The organism is Actinomadura sp. NBRC 104425 (assembly GCF_030269545.1).
Classification (GTDB): domain Bacteria; phylum Actinomycetota; class Actinomycetes; order Streptosporangiales; family Streptosporangiaceae; genus Spirillospora; species Spirillospora keratinilytica.
This window is the reverse complement of sequence record NZ_BSTN01000037.1, coordinates 23,182-41,843: the sequence shown is the minus strand read 5'-3', so window position 1 is coordinate 41,843 and position 18,662 is coordinate 23,182. Positions and strand designations below refer to the sequence as shown.

Here is an 18,662-nt window from a genome sequence, read left to right as displayed (position 1 = left end):
GAGAGCGAACGCCGCGCCGCGCTTGCGCCCTGGCTGCACATGTACAACCATCACCGCGGCCACACCGCACTCGGCGGCCTCCCACCCGCCAGCCGCGTCACCAACCTGTCAGGACAGAACAACTAGCCAGGCACCGCCCCCGGGACGGTCAGGACGAGTTGGACGGCTGCGGGGAGCGCCCCGCTCCCCCGGCCAGCCCGACGGCGACGGCGCGCGCCAGCCTGCTGGCCGCGCCGAGCGGGCGGGCGGCGGTGACCACGACGATGTAGCGGTCGACCCGCACGGCGATCGTCCCGGCCGTGGGGCCCAGCTCGTACGCCTCGTCCCCGCCGATGTCGGTGCGCCGCCGCGCCTGGGACTGGACCGCCCGCAGCGACTCCATCAGCGCCGACGCGGCCTGCCCTGTGGGCGCCACCCACTTGACGGTCACGGTGAGGCTGCGGGCGCCCCACTCGTCGTCGCCGGTCCCCGTGCCGCTCTCGCTCGGCTCGGGGGTGGGGCTGCCGCCGTCCCCGCCGGGGCCGGGGCTCTTCCCACCGGAGGCGCTCGCGCTCGGCGACGCCGAGCCGCTGCGCTCCGGGGACGCCGAGCCCCGCGGCTCCGCCGGGAGGCCGGAGGGCTGCTCGGAGGGTCCGCCGGACGGCGCGACGGTCAGCGGCGGGACGTCCGGCAGCCCCTCCTGCTCCGGCGCCTGGTAGGTGCAGCTCACCGCATGCGGCAGCTTCTGCTCTCCGATCCGGTCGCCGTCGGGGCGGGCGCTGTCGGGATCCAGCCGGGCGGCCAGCAGGTCGGGCCGTTGCAGCAGCGCGCAGGCGTCCGGCCAGTCCGCCGCCGGGGTGCCGCCCAGCTCGGCGGGGCCCGGCCCGGCCGACCCGCCGCGCAGCGCCACCAGCCGGGCCGCGCCCCCGGGACGCGGCGTCGCCGTGGGCACCGCCGCGTACAGCAGCCCGCCCGCCGCCGCCAGCCAGGGCCGCGCCCCGTCCAGCTCCGGGTCCATGGCGAACGGCGCCGCGACCGTCTGGGTTGCGCCGTCGGCGGGGGCGACGACGTCCACCCCGGCGGGCAGCAGCGCGCTCGACAGCCGGGGCCGCAGCGCGTAGATCCGGCCGCCCGCCGCGGCCAGCGCCGCGTACTCGGGGGCGTCGCGGCGCCAGGCCGTCTGCCCCGACGACGTCTCGACCGCCTCCAGCCGCTGTTCGCCCCGGCGCGCGCCGTCCGGCCGGTACGCCACGACCAGGCGCCCCCCGGCGACCACGGCCGGGCAGATGACGTCGTCGCACACGTTCTCGCCGGACCACTCGGCGAGCCGGTCGCCGTTGTCGCGGTAGGCCCGCAGGGCCGTGCCGTCGGCGGCGAGCGTGACGCCGTCCAGCACCGTCACCTCGGGGGCGTCCGCCGAGTCCAGGGAGCGCGTCCAGCGCACGGCGCCGGTGTCCGGCCGGACCGCGATCAGGCGGCTCGGGCCCTTGCCGCACTCCAGGGCGAGGACGGCCGTCTTCTCCACGGAGCCGGAGGCGTGCGCGGCGCCCTCGAACAGCCGGCAGCCCTCCGGGAGCCGCTGCGTCCACAGCCGGGCCCCGTTGGCGGCCGACCGCCCGTACAGGACGCGGCGGTCGCCGTCGGTGGTGAGCACGGTGTCCGAGCCGGCGGGCCAGCGCAGCGTGGTGCGGGCCACCGAGGCGGGCGTCTCGCCGGACTGCCGCCACAGCTCGGCGCCCGACAGCGCGTCGAAGCCCACCATCATCCGCTCGCCGCGGTCGCCGTCGCGTTCGAAGTAGCCGACCAGCCGGGTGCCGGTGGCCGCCCAGCCGAGCATCGTCCAGCCCATGCGCCGGTAGCTCCAGCGGGCGGCGCCGGTGCGGGCGTCACGGACGTCCAGGCCGCTTCCCGAGGCCAGCACCGCCTGGCCGTACGCCACCTCGAACGCCACGCTGTTGTACCCGGCCAGCGGCCCCCGGTGCACCGGTGCCGACTGCTGCCAGCTCGTCGCCAGCGGGCCGGGCGGGGGGCCGACGTCCGCCAGGGGCGAGACGGGCACGGCGGTGACGCTGTGCCGCACCTGCCACCACTCGGCGCGGGTGACCACCCGCACCACCAGCACCCCGCAGACGGCCACGACGAGCACGCCGCAGACGACACCGACCGCCGCCCGCCGGCGCCCGCCGAACCGCCTGCCGCCCACGCCCGTGCCGCCTCCTTCCGCCGTCACGTACTGTGCTGCAAGACCGTCTCCCACCATGCCGTGTCCCGCGCCCCCCGCGCGACACGGCCCGGCCAGAACGGAGATTCCGGTGGAACTGTTCACCACATGGCGGACGTGGGACCAGGCCCGCGCGGCCATCGCCGAGTCCGGCGCCGCCCCCGGCGACCTGGCCGTGCTGGACCGGGCCGCGGCCGCCGCGCGCCGCTGGCACGGCGACCAGACCCGGCCCACCGGCGCCCCCTACCTGGAGCACCTGCTGGAGGCCGTCGAAGTCCTGGTGCGCGGACGCGGCGTGACCGACGCGTCCATCCTGGCCGCCGCGCTGCTGCACGACGTGGTGGAGGACACCGGCGCCACCGCCCGCGACGTGGAGGCCGAGTTCGGCCCGTGGGTGGCCGAGCTGGTCGAGTGGGTGACCAAGCCGCCCGCCCTGCCGTCTCCGGGGGCGGACCCCCGGACCCCCGGGGCTTCGCCCGGAAAGGCGGGCGGGCTCGGCCGCCAGGCCAAACGCGCCGCCAAGACCGCCTACCTGCGCCGCCTGCGCGACGCCCCGCGCGAGGCGATCCTGGTCAAGCTCGCCGACCGCGTCAGCAACGTCCAGACCCTGGACCGGATGCCGCCCGACTTCCAGCGCCGCTACTACGCCGAGACCTGCACCTACATCATCCCGCTGGCCGAACTGCCGACCCGCGGCGACCCGTGGTTCGCCGAATGGTACGCCACCTGGCGGGCCCGCTTCGCCCACCTGCGCTGACCGGACCCGGCCCGCGCCCCCGACGCCGCGCCCGGCGGCAGGGCCCCGCGCCCAGCGGCGGGACCTGCGGTGCGGGATCATCGGGGCATGGAACGCGAGTGGGTGGCCGAGGAGAGCGTGCTGGTCGACGCCGCCGCCGATGCGGTGTGGGAGGCGGTGGCCGACCCGTGGCGGATGCCCGAGTGGAGCCCGGAGCTGTTCGCGGTGCGGGTGCGCGGCGGCCGCGGGCCGGCCGGCGAGGGCACCCGGTTCGTCGGCTTCAACCGGATCGGCTGGCGGGTGTGGTTCACCACCTGCGAGGTGACGGCGTCGGTGCCCGGCGAGGTGTTCGCGTTCCGGGTGTCGAGCTTCGGGATGCCGGTGGCGCTGTGGGGCTACCGGGTGGAGGCGGTCGGCGAGAACTCCACGCGGCTCAGCGAGTACTGGCAAGACCTGCGCCGCGACCAGCGGGGCGCCGGGTTCGTGTCGCTGCTGGGCAGGGTGTTCACCGGCGTGCCCGCCGAGCGGCGCGCCGAGGTCAACCGGCGCGGCATGCGCCGGACGCTGGAGCGCATCGCGGCCGCGCTGTCCGGCGGGGTGACAACAGAATGAGAACCTGTTCTACTTAGTGGTGTGAGCACCGCCGCCGATGTCCATGTGATCCGGGGCGAACGGGTGGCCCTGCCCGTGCGGGTCCGGGACGCCGCCGTGGCCTCGGCGGCGTTCGCCGTCCCGGCGGGCCCGGCGCAGAACCTGATCGACTACTCCGGTCTGGCGGTGGCCGAGCCGCTGCCCGGCCGGGCGATCTGCTCGCTGGCGTTCGTCCGGTACTCCGACGGCGACCTCGGCCGGTACCACGAGTTCGCCGTCGCCTTCCTCGTCCGCTCCCCCGGCGCCCCCGGGGGCCGCCTTACGCGCGTGGGGGCGTTCATCCACTGGCTGCCGGTCGATCAAAAGTTCACCTTGGACGCGGGCCGGTCCATCTGGGGCTTCCCCAAGGTGCCGGCCGACATCCCCATGCACTTCAGCAGCCGGATCAAGCGGTGCGCCGTGCGGTTCGGCGGCCGCACCGCGATCGAACTGGCCGTCAAGCCCGGCCTGCCCGTCCCCACCGGGCTCCCCGGCGGCCGCACGGCGCCCCGCCTCGACGCCTACTCGTGCCTGGACGGCGTCACCCGCCGCATCCCCTGGACGGTGTCGCCGTCCAGGCTGCGGATACGGCCCGGCGGCGCCCGGGTCCGGCTCGGCGACCACCCCGTGGCCGAGGAGCTGCGCGGCCTCGGCCTGCACCGCGCCCCCGCACTGAGCAGCGGCACCATCCCGCACATGACCATGGCGTTCGACGCCGCCGAAGAGGTGCCCGCCTGAACCGCCCCGCAGCCTGATCGCCGCGTGCCGCGGGCCGCGCCGCGACCGCGTAAGCTGTCTCTTTCGCCCCTTGGGGGCGCACCGCCGAGCACCTCGGCGAGACAGCAGGTCAGCGCAGGTCGCGAGGGAGCAGCCCGGAATGTCGTCCCCGGTGACGGATGGGTCCGCCAAGGCCACCGAGACGGTCAAGGACCAGGAGATCGCCGCCGAGCAGCGGTACGTCGACCGGGCGTACGCGCGGCTGGAGGAGATGCGCGAGGACGCCAAGGCCATGCTGCGCGAGGGCTACCGGCAGGCGTTGGCGGGCACCAAGGGCTCGCTGGTCGACCGGGACGCCATGGTGCACCAGGCGGCGCTGCGCGCCCAGGCCCTCGACGTCGCCGACGACGGGCTGGTGTTCGGCCGCCTCGACCTGCACAGCGGGGAGGTCCGCTACATCGGCCGCATCGGCGTGCGCACCCGCGACCACGACTCGCTGGTCATCGACTGGCGGGCGCCCGCCGCCGAGGACTTCTACCGCGCCACCCCCGAGGACCCGCGCGGCGTGGTGCGCCGCCGCGTCCTGCACTCGCGCGGCCACACGGTGGTGGACCTGGAGGACGACCTGCTCGACCCGTCCGCCGCCGACGGCCTGGCGGTGGTCGGCGACGGCGCGTTCCTGGCCTCCCTCGCCCGCACCCGCGAGGGCGCCATGCGCGACATCGTGGCCACCATCCAGCGCGAACAGGACGAGGTGATCCGCGCCCCCGCCGACGGCACCGTGCTGGTGCGCGGCGCCCCCGGCACCGGCAAGACCGCCGTCGCCCTGCACCGCGTCGCCTACCTGCTGTTCCGGCACCGGCGGCGGTTCGGTTCGCGCGGCGTGCTGGTGGTCGGCCCCAACCGGCGGTTCACCGCCTACATCGAGCGCGTCCTGCCGTCCCTCGGGGAGGAATCGGCGGCGCTGCGGTCCCTCGGCGACCTGGTGGACGGCGTGTCGGCCCGCACCCACGACACCCCCGAACTGGCCCGGATCAAGGGCTCGGCGGTCATGGCCCGGGTGCTGCGCCGCGCCGTCACCGACCATCCGCCCGGCGCGCCCGACGAGCTGCGCGTCGTGCACAAGGGCGTGGTCGTCCGGCTCGACCGGGCCCGGCTCGACCGGCTGCGCGCCGACCTGCACCGGCGCAGCCGCGGCTCGGTCAACGCCGCCCGCGCCCGCGCCGCCGAAGCGCTGCTGGACGCGCTGTGGGAGCGCTTCACCGCCCTCGGCGGCCCGGAGGACGCCGCCCGGGCGCAGGAGGCCGACGCGGGCCTTTGGAACGCGCTGCTGGCCGCCGACGGCCTGGCCGCCCTCGACGAGGGCGACGCCCCGGCCGCCCGCCGCACCCGCTCCGGCGACCGCGGCACGCCGCGCGAGCAGTTCGACGCCCGCGTCCGCGAGCAGCCCGAATTCACCCGGTTCCTGCTCGCCTGGTGGCCGCTGCGGCGCCCGCTGGACGTGCTGCGCTCCCTGGGCGACCCGGACCGCCTGCGCCGCGCGGCGGGCCGCGACCTGGACCGCGACGCCGTCGCCCGCCTCGCCGAGGCGTGGTCGGCGGCCCTCGGGCCCTCGGGCTCCGACAGCGAGCCCGTGCTGACCTACCAGGACATCGCGCTGCTGGACGAACTGGACGCGCTGCTCGGCTCCCCGCCCCGCCCGCCGGCCCGCCGCCGCCCCGCCGCCGAGGACGACCCGTTCGTCGTCGACGGCGTCAACATCCTGACCGGCGAGCAGGTCGCCGACGAGTCGTGGGAGCCGCAGCTGCAGGAGCTCACCACGTCCATCGAGCGCCTGGAGCAGGCCCGCCGGGTCGACGACGAGGTGGTCGAGGAGCGGCCCGAGTACGCCCACATCGTGGTGGACGAGGCCCAGGACCTGTCGCCCATGCAGTGGCGCATGCTCGGCCGCCGGGGCCGGCACGCGAGCTGGACGATCGTCGAGGACCCCGCGCAGAGCGCCTGGGAGGACCTGGACGCCGCCCGCGAGGCCATGGACGCCGCCCTCGGCGTCGAAAAACCCGCCAAGCCCGCCAAGCCGTCCGCCCGGCGCGGCCGCTCGTCGTCCCGGCGGCGCCCCCGCAAGCCCCCCGCCCGGGCCCGCTACGAGTACGAGCTGACCACCAACTACCGCAACTCCACCGAGATCGCCGCCGTGGCGTCCCGGGTGCTGGCGCTGGCCCTGCCCGACGCCCGCCCGGCCCGCGCCGTGCGGACCTCCGGCATCGCCCCGGTCGTCCGCGTGGTGCCCGGAGCCGACCTGATCTCCTCCGCCCGCGCCGCCGTGGCGGAACTGCTCACGCAGGTGGAGGGCACGATCGGGCTGATCGTGCCGCTGGAGCTGCGGGACCGGGCCGAGGAGGGCCAGACCGCCCTCCCGCTCACCGGCGCCCCGGACGCGGGCGACCGGGCCGGCGCCGCCGTGGCCTGGACCGCCGCCGACCGCGACCGCCTGGCCGCCGGCTTCCCCGAACGCGTGCAGGTCCTCGACGTGCTGGAGGCCAAGGGCCTGGAGTTCGACGCGGCCGTGATCGTCGCGCCGGAGACCGTGGCCGCCCAGTCGCCGCGCGGCCTGCGCGTCCTCTACGTGGCGGTGTCACGCGCCACCCAGCGGCTGACCGTGCTGACCACCAGCCCGCGGTGGCGCGACACCCTGACCGGCGACCGGCCCCCCGCCGACTGACGGTCAGATGATCGGGGGGCGGCCCGTGCGGGTCATGCGCCAGGCGGTGCGCCAGGAGATGGGGCGGCGGCGGCCCGCGGGCTTGCGCCACCCCTCGAAGAAGCCCTTGAACCAGGGCTTGAGCGCGCTCGGCTTGCGTTCGCGCAGCACCGTCATGCCCAGCCACACGGCCACGTAGGTCAGCGCCAGCGGCCACGGCAGGTTGCGGCGGGCCAGCCACACCCGGTTGCGGGCGTTGTAGCGGTAGAACATCGCGTGCCGGGTCGGCAGCACCGCCGGGTGGTACATCACCGCGGACGCGTCGTAGACGATGCGGTAGCCCGCGTCGAGGACCTGCCAGGCCAGGTCGGTCTCCTCGTGGGCGTAGAAGAAGTCCTCCGGCAGCCCGCCCCCGGCGTCGAACGCGGCGCGGCGGACCGCGCAGGCGCCGCCCAGGAACGTCGTCACCTCCGACGACCGCTCCGGGTCGCCCGCACGCAGCCGGGGCACGTGCCGCCGCTCGCCTCGTCCGCCCTCGGGATCGCGGACGCGGAAGGAGATGATCCCGAGGTCGGGCTCGGCGGAGAAGCGGTCGCGCACGTGCACACCCAGCCGCGGCGAACGGTACCACCCGTCGTCGTCCAGGAAAAGGATCACATCGCCGCTGGAGGCCTCCACACCGCGGTTGCGGCCGGCCGGGATGCCCACGTTGGTCGGCAGGCGGATCAGCTGCACGCGCTTGTCGTCGAACACCTCGTCGTCGCCGGGCCACCAGTCACCGGAGACGCCGTTGCCGACGAGGACGACCTCGACGTCCACATGCTCCTGGTCGAGGGCGCTGCGCACCGCGCGGGCGAGCTCTTCGGGCCGGTTGCCCATGGTGAGCACGACGACGCTCAGCGACAGGTCCCCGCCGGCGCGGGGCTCGACAGTCCGTTCGCCCTGGGTCACAGTGCCCCCGTCCAGGTAGCCGTCACCGAAGCCTCCGAGAAGCCAGAATGCTCACCAGATGCAGCAGCGTCTGCACGACCGCGACGACCGCCACGGCCACGGTCAGCACCCGGACCGCGGCCGGGGTCTCGGTGCCCAGCACCGTGTCCAGCACGGTGGCGGCCAGGATCAGCAGCGACAGCTCCACTGCGCCGATGATGCGGTGGAAGCGCAGCATGGACGCGGCCTGCCGGGCCAGCGCCATGCCGGTGGAGCGGGGCCGCAGCGCCCGCTCGCCGCCCGCCGGGTCGGCGGGCAGGCCCGACTTGGCCCGCGCCACCACCACGTTGTCGGTCTCGGCCTTGATCAGCGCGGCGCCCACCGCGGCCAGCAGGCCCAGCTCGGCGTACCCGCCGGTGCGCCAGCCGCCCTGCGCCGCGTACCCCAGGCCGATCAGCAGCGCCACCTCCGACAGGTAGTGGCCGATGCGGTCCAGGAACACCCCGGTCACCGACGTCTGCCGCAGGTAGCGGGCGACCTCGCCGTCCACGCAGTCCAGCAGCAGGTACGCCTGGATCAGCAGGGCGCCGCCGAGGGCCGTCCACAGCGGCTCGACCGGCAGCGACACCACGGCGCCCGCGGCCACACCGCAGACCATCATCAGATAGGTGAGCTGGTTGGGGGTGAACCCCAGCCGCAGGGACAGCCAGGCGAAGTACGGCGACAGCGAGCGCATGTACAGGCGCCCGGCCCAGTGCTCCTCGTTGCGCCGCTCCTTGAGGCCGGGCGGCTGCCCGTAGCGCCGTACGTCCGCGACCGTCGCCATGCTGCGGGACGGCCGGTGGGCGTCGGCGGGCAGCTCAGCCTCCATGGGCTTGGACATACTCTTCAACCGCCTTGAGGATCGCGCCCTTGTCGAGGCCGAGATGCTCCAAGATCGTATAGCGGCCGGGCCGGGTGCGCGGGGCGTACGCGACGGCCTCGGCGAACTGCTCGACGGTCAGCCCGACGTCGCCCGGCAGCCGGGGCAGGCCGTGCCGCTCCAGGCAGGCCATGATCTCGGCGAGCCGGTCGGCGCCCGTCCCGGTGTGCACGGCGCGCAGGTGGTAGCAGAAGGCCGCGCCGATCCCGGCCAGCTCGCCGTGGTTGGCGGTGCCGGGGAACAGCTGGTCGATGGCGTGCAGGATCTCGTGGTCGCCGCCGCTGGAGGGCCGCGACGAGCCGGCGAAGGACATGGCCATGCCGGACAGTACGAGTCCCTCCGCCAGAACGGTCAAGAACCGGTCGGACTCCACCGAGCCGGGCTGGTTGAGCAGCGCCTCGGCGGCGGTGCGGGCCAGCGTCAGCGCCAGCCGGTCGACCGGCTCGCCGCACGCCTCGGCGGCCAGCAGCCAGTCGTCGACGGCCGACAGGTTGCTGACCACGTCGCCGATGCCCGCGCGCACCAGCCGCTGCGGCGCGGCCCGCACGTAGTCCAGGTCGACGATCATCGCCAGCGGCATGACGACGCCGAACGAGCCCTTGCCCTTGTCGTGCTCCAGCGAGGCGACCGGGGAGCAGATGCCGTCGTGGGACAGGTTGGTGGCCACCGACACCATGGGGATGCCGGCGAGCGTGGCGGCGTACTTGGTGGCGTCGATGGTGCGGCCGCCGCCGATGCCGACCACCGCCTCGTAGGACCCGCCGCGCAGCTTGGAGCCGAGGCTGACCGCGGCGTCGACGGTGCCGCCCTCCACCCGGAACAGCTCGCAGTCCTCCAGCGACGGCCGCACCTGCTCGGCGATCTGGTCGCCCTGGCCGGGGCCCACGGCGATCGCGACCCGGCCCTCGGTGGCGATGCGGCGGTCGGCCAGCAGGTCGCCCAGGGCGGCCACGGCCCCGCGGCGGACGTCGATGGACAGCGGCGCGGTGAGCATCCGCGTCAGCAGAGGCATGTGCGTTCCTCGCTCGGTCGTCCCGTACGGCGGAGGGGAGGGGGCAGGGATACCGCGACGCGGCGCCCGGGTCAGTAGCCGGCGGCGATCCGGCGGGCCTTGGCCAGGTCGTCGTGGTTGTCGACCTCGACCCACTCCACGGCGCCGATCGGGGCCACGCCGACGCGGCCGCCCCGGTTGACCAGCTCCTGGTAGCCGTCCTCGTAGTACAGGTCGGGGTCGCGCTCCCAGGTGGCCTGCAGCGCGTCGGCCAGCGGCCCGGCGGCGGCGGGCTCGATGAGGGTGGCGCCGATGTACTCGCCGTACGCCTCGGCCGGGTCCATCAGCTTGGTGATGCGGGCCAGGTTCCCCTGCCCGTCGAGGGTGACCTTCATCTCCTCGTCGGCCAGAGTTTTCACATTGTCCACCGCGAGCAGGATGTCCGGTCCGCGCCCGGCCAGTAGCGTCTTCTCCACGCTCACCGGGTGCACGGTGTCGCCGTTGACCAGGAGGACGCCCTTGGAGAAGTGCTCACGCGCCAGCCACAGGGAGTAGGCGTTGTTCCACTCCTCGGCCTTGTCGTTGTGGACGAGGGTGATCGACACGCCGTACCGCCGCTCGAGGTCGGCCTTGCGGGTCTCGACCGCCTCGGCGCGGTAGCCGACGACGATCACGATGTCGGTCAGCCCGACCGAGCTCAGGTTGCCCAGGGCGATGTCCAGGATGGCGGTGTCACCGTCCACCGGGACCAGGGCCTTGGGCAGCGTGTCGGTGTACGGCCGCAGCCTGCGTCCGGCGCCCGCCGCCAGCACCATGCCGATCATGATTCCTCTTCCTCCAGGTCGACGATCACGCCGCTGTCGCGCCCGGTCCGCGACCAGGTCGTGAGGCTCTCGCCCGCGAACAACACGCCAAGGTAGGCGGCCAGCGCGGGGTACGCGAACGGGAGCGGCCCGGCCAGGCCCGCCGCCGCCACGACCAGCATGCGGCCCTCCCAGCCGAGACCGGCCCGGAGCACCCAGGCGCCCGGCCGCAGCCCCAGCCGGGTGCGGTACACGGTGTCGTAGTGGTGGTACGCCAGAACCGCGAGCAGCACGTACACCAGCGGTGCCGGCACGCCCTGCGCGAGCCCCAGTCCGGCCAGGTAACCATACTCGATAGCGCGCAGCACGGGCGGGACAAGCCAGTCGAACCGTCCGTTATGCGGATGTGTCGCTGCCGCTCCGGTCAGCAGCACGACCGCCACCGGCAGGAAGAGCGCCGGGCCCCGGTTGGCGCCGAGACCGGCCGTCATCAGCACCGCGGCGAGGGCGGCGGCGGCCAGGACGCCGGGCAGCGGCGGCAGCCGGCCCCGGGCCAGCCTGGCCAGCGCCAGGCAGATCGGGCCGTCGTCGCGCAGCAGGTGCGGCGGGACGGGGACGCGGGCGTCCGCCGCCTGGATCGCCGTCGTCATCGCAGGACCGCCTTCCTCCTGCGCCCGGCGAGCACCCGGGCGGCGAGCCGGTGGGCGAGGGCCAGGCCGCCCCAGGCGAGCAACGCGACGAACGTCACGCGCGCGTCGGACAGCGCCGCCGTCACGGCGATGAGGGCGATCCGCTCGCCGAGCGGAAACGCGACGACCTTCCCGGCCCAGCGCTTGGCCCTCCCGGTCACCGGGCGGCGTTCGATCGGCCCGTCGTCGGGGGTCGTCAGGGGCAGGGTGCGCCGGGGCAGGGGCCTCCGGCCGGGGGCGGGCGGACGCGAGGCGAACGAGTGGTCGAGCGCGTGCCGGACGGTCTGCAGCGTCAGCGCGGCGACCGCCAGCCCCCACACCCCGCCGGAGCCGTGCCCGGCGGCGACGGCGCCCGCCGCCAGCCCCGCGTACACGCCGTACTCCTTCACGCGGTCGAGGACCACGTCGAGCCAGGCGCCGAGGGCGGTGCGGCGGCGGGTGAACCGGGCGAGCTGGCCGTCCACGCAGTCCAGCACGAACGCCGCGTACAGCAGCGCGGCGCCCGCGACCATGCCGCCGCGGGTGCCCGCGGCGAACCAGACCGCCGCCAGGACCGCCATGCCCAGCGACATCCACGTCACGGTGATCGGCGTCAGCCTCCGGCGGGCCGCCCACCGCACCAGGCGGGGGCTGTAGGGGGCGACCGCGTAGGTGGCGAACAGCCCGTCGTCGCGTTTGACGGACGCGGCGAGCCGCACCTTCTGCTCGGCGGCGTTGCGTACGGCCTCGCAGGCGGCGACGGCGGCCTGCGCGTCGCGGGCGCGCGGGCAGGGCAGGCGCGGGTCGCCGCAGTCGCGCACGGGCACGCCCGTGCGCACCAGGCCCACGAGCAGCAGGTGCGCCGCCTCGGGTTCGACGACGGTCAGGGGCAGCGCGCGGGCGTCCCGCAGCAGGTTCGCCAGCCGCGCGGCGAGGTCGGCGAGGTCGCCGGTGCGGTCGGCGGCCACCCGCAGCACGCCGGGCGCGGCGGCGTCGGGCGCGGTCACCCGGTGGTACGGCGACCCGGCCGACATGATCCATCCGTCGTACCGGCGCACCGGCACGGTGCCGTATCCCCCGTCTCGCGGCACGGTGACGGCCGCGGCGGGCGCGTCGTCGCCGTCCAGCAGCAGCCGGCGCAGCAGCTCGGCGCCGATCACCACGTCGCCCGGGAGCAGCAGCAGCGGCCCGTCGGCGCGCCCGGCGACCCGGGCGATCTCCCGCAGGTCGGCGGCCGGGCCCGGCGATTCCACCACGAAGTGGCCGTCCTTGTGCAGAGCGGGCGCCATTTCGGGCCGGGTGATGATGACCGGATCCGGTACGTTGAGCCTTGCCAGCTGCTCGCACAGGCGCGTCAGGAGCGTGGGCGGCTCGCCGGCCGTCCCGGCGGCCCGGCGGGGATCGCCTCCGCAGGGCAGGACGGCCGTGGGGCCCGGGTCCGGGCCGCCGCCGTCCCACCCGGTCGCCATGATCACCGTCACGGTCATCGGCGCCTCCGGATCGCGTCGCGACAGGGTAGGAGAAGGGATGCGCACCGCGCGGGCGTCGCGCGGCGCCGGGCCGGCGAGCGCGACACCGGCGCCGGCACGGAACGGTTGCCCAGCGTAGCGGCATGACCACGGAGTGAGAGGTCACATTGACAGTGGACACCGCGACGGACGCTGTGAGGGATGCCGCGCCCCGGACGGTGGCGGTGGTGCTCGCCGGCGGGGTCGGCGCGCGGCTGGGCGCCGGCCGGCCCAAGCAGCTGCTGGAGGTCGGCGGGCGGCCCATCCTGGCGCACGCGATCGCGGCGTTCGACGGCCATCCGGGCGTGGCGGAGGTGCTGGTGGTGATGGCGGCCGGGCATCTGCGCGAGGCCGCCGCGCTGGCCGCCCCGTTCCGCAAGGTCACGGGTGTGATCGAGGGCGGGGACACGCGCACCGCGTCCACCGCCGCCGCGCTGACCGCGCTGGCCGACCGCCCCGACGACACCCGCGTGCTGTTCCACGACGCGGCCCGCCCGTTCGTGGACCGCGCGGTGATCGACCGGACGCTGGCGGCGCTGGCCGACCACGACGCGGTGGCGGTGGGCGTGCCCTCCTCCGACACGATCGTGGCCGTTCGGGGCGGGCTGGTCGCCGACATGCCGCCGCGGTCGACGCTGGTGCGCTTCCAGACCCCGCAGGGCTTCCGGCTCGGGACCGTCCGCAAGGCCTACGAGCTGGCGCTGGCCGATCCCGGCCTGGTCGCCACCGACGACTGCGGGGTGGTGCACCGCTACCTTCCCGACGTGCCGATCCGGGTGGTCGAGGGCAGCGAGCACAACCTCAAGGTCACCCACCCGCTGGACATCGCCCTGGCCGAGCACATCGCCGCGCGCATCGCCGGGCAGGACACCGGGCACGACACCGAGCGAAACGCCGAGCAGGAAGCCGCCGACCCCCCGGAGCACACGTGATCTTCGAGAATCCGCCCACCGTCATCGGTCATCGCGGCCTGGGCTCGGGGCACGTCACGCCGCCCCGCCCGCCCGGCGCGGACGGCGCCGGGCCGGCCCCCCGCGCCCTCGCCGAGAACACCTTGGAGTCGCTGCTGGCCGCGCTGGACGCGGGCGCGGCCTGGGTCGAGATCGACGTGACCCGCACCGCCGACGACGAGCTGGTGCTGCGGCACGACCCGACCACCGCCGACGGCGCGTTCCTGGTCGACACGGCGGCCGCCGAGTGCGGGCTGCCGCTGCTGGCCGAGGTGTTCGACGCGCTGCCGCCGGGCGTGCCGGTGGACGTGGACGTCAAGACGATTCTGGAGGACGCGGTCGATCCGCCGTCCCGGCGCACCGGTGCGCTGCTGGTGCCGGTGCTGCGCCGCGAGGCCCGCCGCCGCCCCCTGCTGGTGACCTCGTTCGACCCGTCGCTGCTGCTGTACCTGCGGGAGAACCTGCCCGACCTGCCGGTGGGCCTGCTGACGTGGCTGCGGTTCCCGCTGTGGCACGCGATCCCCGCCGCGTCGGGCCTGGGCGTGCAGGCGGTCGGCCTGCACACCGGGTCGTGCGGGTTCGAGCACCCCGACTCGCGGCTGCGTCCGCTGGAGCACTGCGTGGACGTGGCGCACAAGGCGGGCCTGGAGGTGCTGGCGTGGTGCCCGACGGCGGAGACGGCGCCCGTCTACGCCGGGGCGGGGGTGGACGCCGTGGTCGTCAACGACGTCCCGGGCGTCGTCGCCGCGCTGGACGGCGCCGCGTCGGCCTAGGCGGGCGGCGGCGGGCGGTCGTCACCGCCGCCGTACACGCGCGTCCATTCGCCGGGCTCGTCGTCACCGGGCGTGGAGCCGCCGGAGCGGGGCGCCGTGCCCTCGTCCTTTCCGGACGCGGGCAGGGCCGGGTTCTGCGGCTGGTCGTGCCGTGCGCCGCCGGGCGACGGGTCGGACCCGGGCTGCGGCTGGGGCTGCCCGTACGGGGAGTGCGGCTGTGCGGGCTGCGGCTGTGCGGGCTGGGGCTGTCCAGGTTGCGGCCGGCCGGGCTGCGGCTGCTGCCACGGCTGCTGCGGGCCCTGCCCCCACTGGCCGGGCTGGGCGGCGGGCTGGGAGCCGTACGGGCCCGGCTGGGCGCCGTAGGGGGCGGGCCGGGCCGGCGCCGCGAAGGCCGGCCCGTGCGGCTGCGCCTGGCGGCCGGGCCCCGAGGCGGGCGCGGTCCGCCAGCGCGACGGGACCACCGAGCCCGCCACCAGGACGACGCCGATCAGCAGCGTCACCCCCAGGGAACCGATCTGCCCCAGGGCCAGGTCGTAGTCCCTGCCGAGCACGGGCAGATCCGACGTCATGCGGATGGCGCGGCCCGGCAGCACCGCCCACAGCAGCCCGTGCAGGGTGAACACCGCGCCCGGGATCAGCGACGCCACCGGCGAGACGCGGGTCGCCACCAGTGCCGCGACACCCGCCGCGAGCAGCAGCAACAGCAGCGCCCCGAGCAGGGTGCCCGGCCTGGCGAACTCGTCCCGGTACAGAAACGAAACGACGTACCGGTACTGGTAGATCAGACGTTCGGTTCCGAAGACCAGCAACGCGAACAGCACCGGTGTGCTGACGATGCCGATCCCCGCGCCGATCCCGTGCCGCGCTCCGCCGGTCATGGCCACCCTCCCCTCGGCGGTGGGCGGCGCCCACCCGGCCGACCCCAAGGTATCCGTGAGACGTGGTCGTGGCCAGGGCCGCCCGGGTGACCGCCATCACCCGGCGGCTACGACTTGGCGGCTACGACTTGGCGGTGGAGGCCTGCCCCAGGCCGGGCGGGCTGGTGAGGAACCCGACCCCCCAGCTGATGTGCATGGTGGCGAACACCAGCGGCAGCCGCACCCAGGCCGACACCGGCAGGCCGCGGCCCTCCACGACCGCGCCGACCACGATGCCCGCCGCGTACGCGCCCGGCACCAGCCAGCCCGGCCAGAAGCCGAGCGCCCCGGCCACCGCGCCCGCGGCCATCGCCAGCACCGCCATCGGCGGCGCCAGGTAGCGCAGGCTGAGCGTGCCCTGGTGCTCGCGGCCGACCACCCGGCGCCAGCGGCCGGTGTGGTAGTACTGCTTGGCCAGCGCGCGCAGGTTCGGCCGCGGCCGGTAGGTGACGCGCATGCGCGGCGTGAAGTAGATCCGGCCGCCGGTCTGCCGGATGCGGTGGTTCATCTCCCAGTCCTGGGCCCGCACGAACGTCTCGTCGTAGCCGCCGACGCGCTCCAGCGCGCTGCGCCGGAACGTGCCCAGGTAGACGGTCTCGACGTCGCCGGGCTCGCCGCCGGTGTGGAACCGGGCGTTGCCCACGCCGATCTTGGACGTCATGGCCCGGGCCACCGCCTTCTCGAACGGGGTGATGCCCTCGGCCGCCATGATGCCGCCGACGTTGTCGGCGCCGGTCTCCTCCATGGTCTCCACCGCCACCCGCACGTAGTCGGGCGGCAGCAGGGAATGGCCGTCCACGCGGACGATGATGGAGTACTGCGACGCCTTGATGGCGATGTTGAGGCCCTGCGGGGTGCGGCCGGTGGGGTTGGGCACCACCACGACGCGCGGATCCTCGGCGGCGAGCTGCTGCGCGATCTCCTCCGTGCGGTCCCGGGACGGCCCGATGGCCAGCACCAGTTCCAGCTCGCCGGGATAGTCCTGTGACAGGATGCGCCGGACCGCGTCGGCCAGATGCCGCTCTTCGTTCAGCACCGGCATGACCACCGACACCGCGGGCCAGGTGCGGCCGGACTCGGCAGACGACACGGCAGACGACACCGCAGACGACACGGCGGGCGACTCGCCGGGGCCCGGGTCGCGGTCGGCGGCGCGGCCGGTATCGCCCGCACCGCCGGGACCGCGGCCGGCGTCCCAGACGGGTTCGCGGCCGGAGTCCGGATCGGTCGCGTGCACGGTGTGCTGCTCGTCGGTGCTGTGCGCGTGGGGAGACGATTTCATTCTGGGCTCGTGGGCCGAGCCCCGGCCGTCGGCCGGGGAGAGCCCCCCTTCCTCTCTTGCTCGCTCGTTCATGACGCAGCTCACGACACCCTTGGCGAGTGCGGCCGCCGGGGAGGAGGTCAAGACGGCGCCACGTTACTCCAAGGACACGAACCTGAGGTAGCGAACGGACCGGTGTCCCCCACTTTAAAGTGGGGAACGTTCGCGGCACTTACGGCGCGACGGGCGGCCAGGCGTCGATGAGGCTTCGGGAGGGCGGCGGCCAGGATGGCAGAGCCAGCATGAGGGACGATCGCGACAGCGACCCGCTCGAGCGGTACTTCCGGCCGCGCCCCGCGGACGGCCCGTCCGGCGGCGGCGAGGCCGACGACGAGGAGATCGACGGCGTCACCGTCGAGGGCGTGCCCGCTCCCCGCGTCGCGGTGGCCGGGCCGCGCGGTCCGCGCCGCCCCGGCCCCGGGCTGAGCCCCCGCGCGGCCGTCAGCGCGCGGCGTCAGCGCCGCTTCCTCATGGTGACCGGGGCCATGTCGGCGTTCGTGCTGCTGACCTCGGGCGGCGCGTGGGCGTTCCAGAACTACGTCAGCGACGCCATCAACCGGGTGAAGGTCGGCGGGCTCGACAAGGACGGCCCCAAGGGCGCCATGACCGTGCTGGTGGCGGGGGTCGACCGGCGCGAGGGCCTGACCCGCGCGCAGCAGAAGGCGGCGCGCCTGGGGCACGAGCCCGGCGAGCGGTCCGACACGATGATGCTGGTGCACATGTCGCGCGACCACGACCGCGTCACCGTGGTGAACCTGCCGCGCGACTCGTATGTGACGATCCCGGCGCACCGCTCCAACGGCTCGGAGGGGGCCAAGGGCACGTTCGTCCCGGCGCGTCCCGGCAAGCTGACGTGGGCGTACCAGTTCGGCGGGCCCGACCTGACCGTCGACACGGTCAAGCGGACCACCGGGGTGTCCATCGACCACTACGTCGAGGTCAACTTCTACGGGTTCATCAACATGGTGGACGCGCTCGGCGGCGTCGACGTGTGCACCGAGGAGCCCATCAACGACAGCAAGAGCGGGCTGGTGCTGCCGGCGGGCACCTCGCACCTGAACGGCTTGAAGGCGCTCAGCTACGCCCGCGCCCGCTACTCCCTGACCGGCGGCAGCGACCTCGGCCGCATCGACCGGCAGCAGCGGTTCCTGGCGTCGATGCTGAAGCAGGCGCTCAGCACCCGCACGCTGAGCGACCCGGTCAAGTCGACGCGCTTTTTGAACGCCGCGCTCAAGTCGCTGCGGGTCGACGAGGACCTGGCCGAGAACATGCCCGAGCTCGCCGACCAGATGAAGGATCTGTCCACCGACCACGTCACCTTCGCCAAGGTCCCGCTGGCCGACCAGGACTACAACGTCACCCTGTGGAACTCGGCGCAGCCCCAGTCGACGGTGCTGTGGGACCAGCGGCGCGCCCGCGACCTGTTCCAGCGCATCAACCGCGACCAGCCGCCGGCCTCGCCGTCGCCGAGCCCGTCGTCGGCCAAGCCCAGCGCCACGCCGACCGGGCCGACCGTCCCGCCGGACGAGATCCCGCTGCGGGTGCTCAACGCGATCGGCACGCCGGGCCTGGCCACGCGGGCGGGCGGCGAGCTGCGCCGCGTCGGCTTCCCGGTGACGGTGGTGCCGGGCGTGGCGCGGCGCGGCCTGCAGACGACGCAGATCCAGTACGGCCCGGACGCCGCGAAGGAGGCCAAGACCGTCGCCGCCGCCATCCCGGACGCCAAGCTGCGCAAGGTGTCCTCGCTGGGCTCGCGCGTGCAGATCATGGTGGGCGCCGACTGGGACGGCGCCAAGCGGGTGAAGATCTCCTCCCCGTCGCCCTCCCCCAGCCCCGCCGAGACCGGGATCGAGACCGGCACCGCCACACAGAAGCTCTGCAAGTCGTAACGGCGT

At 75.2% G+C, this 18,662-nt stretch carries 17 protein-coding genes; 8 read left to right on the top strand and 9 right to left on the bottom strand.

The annotated features are described in order from the left end of the window. On the top strand, positions 1 to 126 hold a 126-nt coding region (locus QSK22_RS31215), incomplete at its 5' end, for an integrase core domain-containing protein (RefSeq protein WP_285498066.1). Positions 127 to 148: 22 nt separating this feature from the next. Here QSK22_RS31215 and QSK22_RS31210 read toward each other — a convergent pair. Next, positions 149 to 2,182 carry an outer membrane protein assembly factor BamB family protein gene (locus QSK22_RS31210; protein WP_285498062.1) on the bottom strand — a complete coding sequence of 678 codons (2,034 nt, stop codon included), beginning with the start codon at positions 2,180 to 2,182 and terminating at the stop codon, positions 149 to 151. Between the two features lie 109 nt (positions 2,183 to 2,291). Here QSK22_RS31210 and QSK22_RS31205 point away from each other — a divergent pair, with 109 nt between their 5' ends. From QSK22_RS31205 to QSK22_RS31190, 4 genes are all read left to right on the top strand, one after another. Continuing rightward, positions 2,292 to 2,957 (top strand): HD domain-containing protein, encoded by a 666-nt coding sequence (locus QSK22_RS31205; protein WP_285498061.1) that lies wholly within the window; start codon positions 2,292 to 2,294, stop codon positions 2,955 to 2,957. Between the two features lie 87 nt (positions 2,958 to 3,044). Further along, the gene (locus QSK22_RS31200) at positions 3,045 to 3,548 is read left to right on the top strand and encodes an SRPBCC family protein (protein WP_285498060.1); all 504 of its coding nucleotides are present in this window, start codon (positions 3,045 to 3,047) and stop codon (positions 3,546 to 3,548) included. A gap of 21 nt (positions 3,549 to 3,569) precedes the next feature. After that, positions 3,570 to 4,304 (top strand): acetoacetate decarboxylase family protein, encoded by a 735-nt coding sequence (locus tag QSK22_RS31195; protein WP_285498059.1) that lies wholly within the window; start codon positions 3,570 to 3,572, stop codon positions 4,302 to 4,304. A gap of 151 nt (positions 4,305 to 4,455) precedes the next feature. Then, positions 4,456 to 7,005 (top strand): HelD family protein, encoded by a 2,550-nt coding sequence (locus tag QSK22_RS31190; protein WP_285498058.1) that lies wholly within the window; start codon positions 4,456 to 4,458, stop codon positions 7,003 to 7,005. A gap of 3 nt (positions 7,006 to 7,008) precedes the next feature. Here QSK22_RS31190 and QSK22_RS31185 read toward each other — a convergent pair whose 3' ends face one another. The 6 genes from QSK22_RS31185 to QSK22_RS31160 form a co-directional block, all read right to left on the bottom strand. After that, positions 7,009 to 7,863, bottom strand: coding sequence for a glycosyltransferase family 2 protein (locus QSK22_RS31185; RefSeq protein WP_352231505.1), 855 nt, complete (start codon positions 7,861 to 7,863; stop codon positions 7,009 to 7,011). 94 nt (positions 7,864 to 7,957) lie between these two features. Next, the gene (locus QSK22_RS31180) at positions 7,958 to 8,785 is read right to left on the bottom strand and encodes a CDP-alcohol phosphatidyltransferase family protein (RefSeq protein WP_285498056.1); all 828 of its coding nucleotides are present in this window, start codon (positions 8,783 to 8,785) and stop codon (positions 7,958 to 7,960) included. After that, entirely contained in the window at positions 8,775 to 9,830 is a 1,056-nt protein-coding gene (locus QSK22_RS31175) for an iron-containing alcohol dehydrogenase family protein (RefSeq protein WP_285498065.1), read from the bottom strand. The genes QSK22_RS31180 and QSK22_RS31175 overlap by 11 nt, the downstream gene beginning before the upstream one ends. Before the next feature lie 89 nt (positions 9,831 to 9,919). Further along, a complete protein-coding gene (locus QSK22_RS31170; protein ID WP_285498055.1) occupies positions 9,920 to 10,651 on the bottom strand; it encodes a phosphocholine cytidylyltransferase family protein in 732 nt (243 codons plus the stop codon). Beyond that, a complete protein-coding gene (locus tag QSK22_RS31165; protein ID WP_285498054.1) occupies positions 10,648 to 11,280 on the bottom strand; it encodes a DUF5941 domain-containing protein in 633 nt (210 codons plus the stop codon). The genes QSK22_RS31170 and QSK22_RS31165 overlap by 4 nt, the downstream gene beginning before the upstream one ends. Beyond that, positions 11,277 to 12,785 (bottom strand): CDP-alcohol phosphatidyltransferase family protein, encoded by a 1,509-nt coding sequence (locus QSK22_RS31160; protein WP_285498053.1) that lies wholly within the window; start codon positions 12,783 to 12,785, stop codon positions 11,277 to 11,279. The genes QSK22_RS31165 and QSK22_RS31160 overlap by 4 nt, the downstream gene beginning before the upstream one ends. Positions 12,786 to 12,961: 176 nt before the next feature. Here QSK22_RS31160 and ispD point away from each other — a divergent pair, with 176 nt between their 5' ends. Continuing rightward, entirely contained in the window at positions 12,962 to 13,738 is a 777-nt protein-coding gene (ispD, locus tag QSK22_RS31155; RefSeq protein WP_285498052.1) for a 2-C-methyl-D-erythritol 4-phosphate cytidylyltransferase, read from the top strand. Continuing rightward, the gene (locus QSK22_RS31150) at positions 13,735 to 14,529 is read left to right on the top strand and encodes a glycerophosphodiester phosphodiesterase (RefSeq protein WP_285498051.1); all 795 of its coding nucleotides are present in this window, start codon (positions 13,735 to 13,737) and stop codon (positions 14,527 to 14,529) included. The genes ispD and QSK22_RS31150 overlap by 4 nt, the downstream gene beginning before the upstream one ends. On the opposite strand, the gene QSK22_RS31145 is transcribed toward QSK22_RS31150, so the two are convergent. Both QSK22_RS31145 and QSK22_RS31140 read right to left on the bottom strand, forming a co-directional pair. Continuing rightward, positions 14,526 to 15,407, bottom strand: a complete 882-nt coding sequence (locus QSK22_RS31145; RefSeq protein WP_285498050.1) for a hypothetical protein — start codon at positions 15,405 to 15,407, stop codon at positions 14,526 to 14,528. The genes QSK22_RS31150 and QSK22_RS31145 overlap by 4 nt on opposite strands. 121 nt (positions 15,408 to 15,528) lie before the next feature. Further along, positions 15,529 to 16,728: a glycosyltransferase family 2 protein gene (locus QSK22_RS31140; protein WP_285498049.1), complete on the bottom strand. Its 1,200-nt coding sequence runs from the start codon at positions 16,726 to 16,728 to the stop codon at positions 15,529 to 15,531. Positions 16,729 to 17,009: 281 nt separating this feature from the next. Here QSK22_RS31140 and QSK22_RS31135 point away from each other — a divergent pair, with 281 nt between their 5' ends. Continuing rightward, the gene (locus QSK22_RS31135; RefSeq protein WP_285498048.1) at positions 17,010 to 18,656 is read left to right on the top strand and encodes an LCP family protein; all 1,647 of its coding nucleotides are present in this window, start codon (positions 17,010 to 17,012) and stop codon (positions 18,654 to 18,656) included. Positions 18,657 to 18,662: the final 6 nt, after the last annotated feature.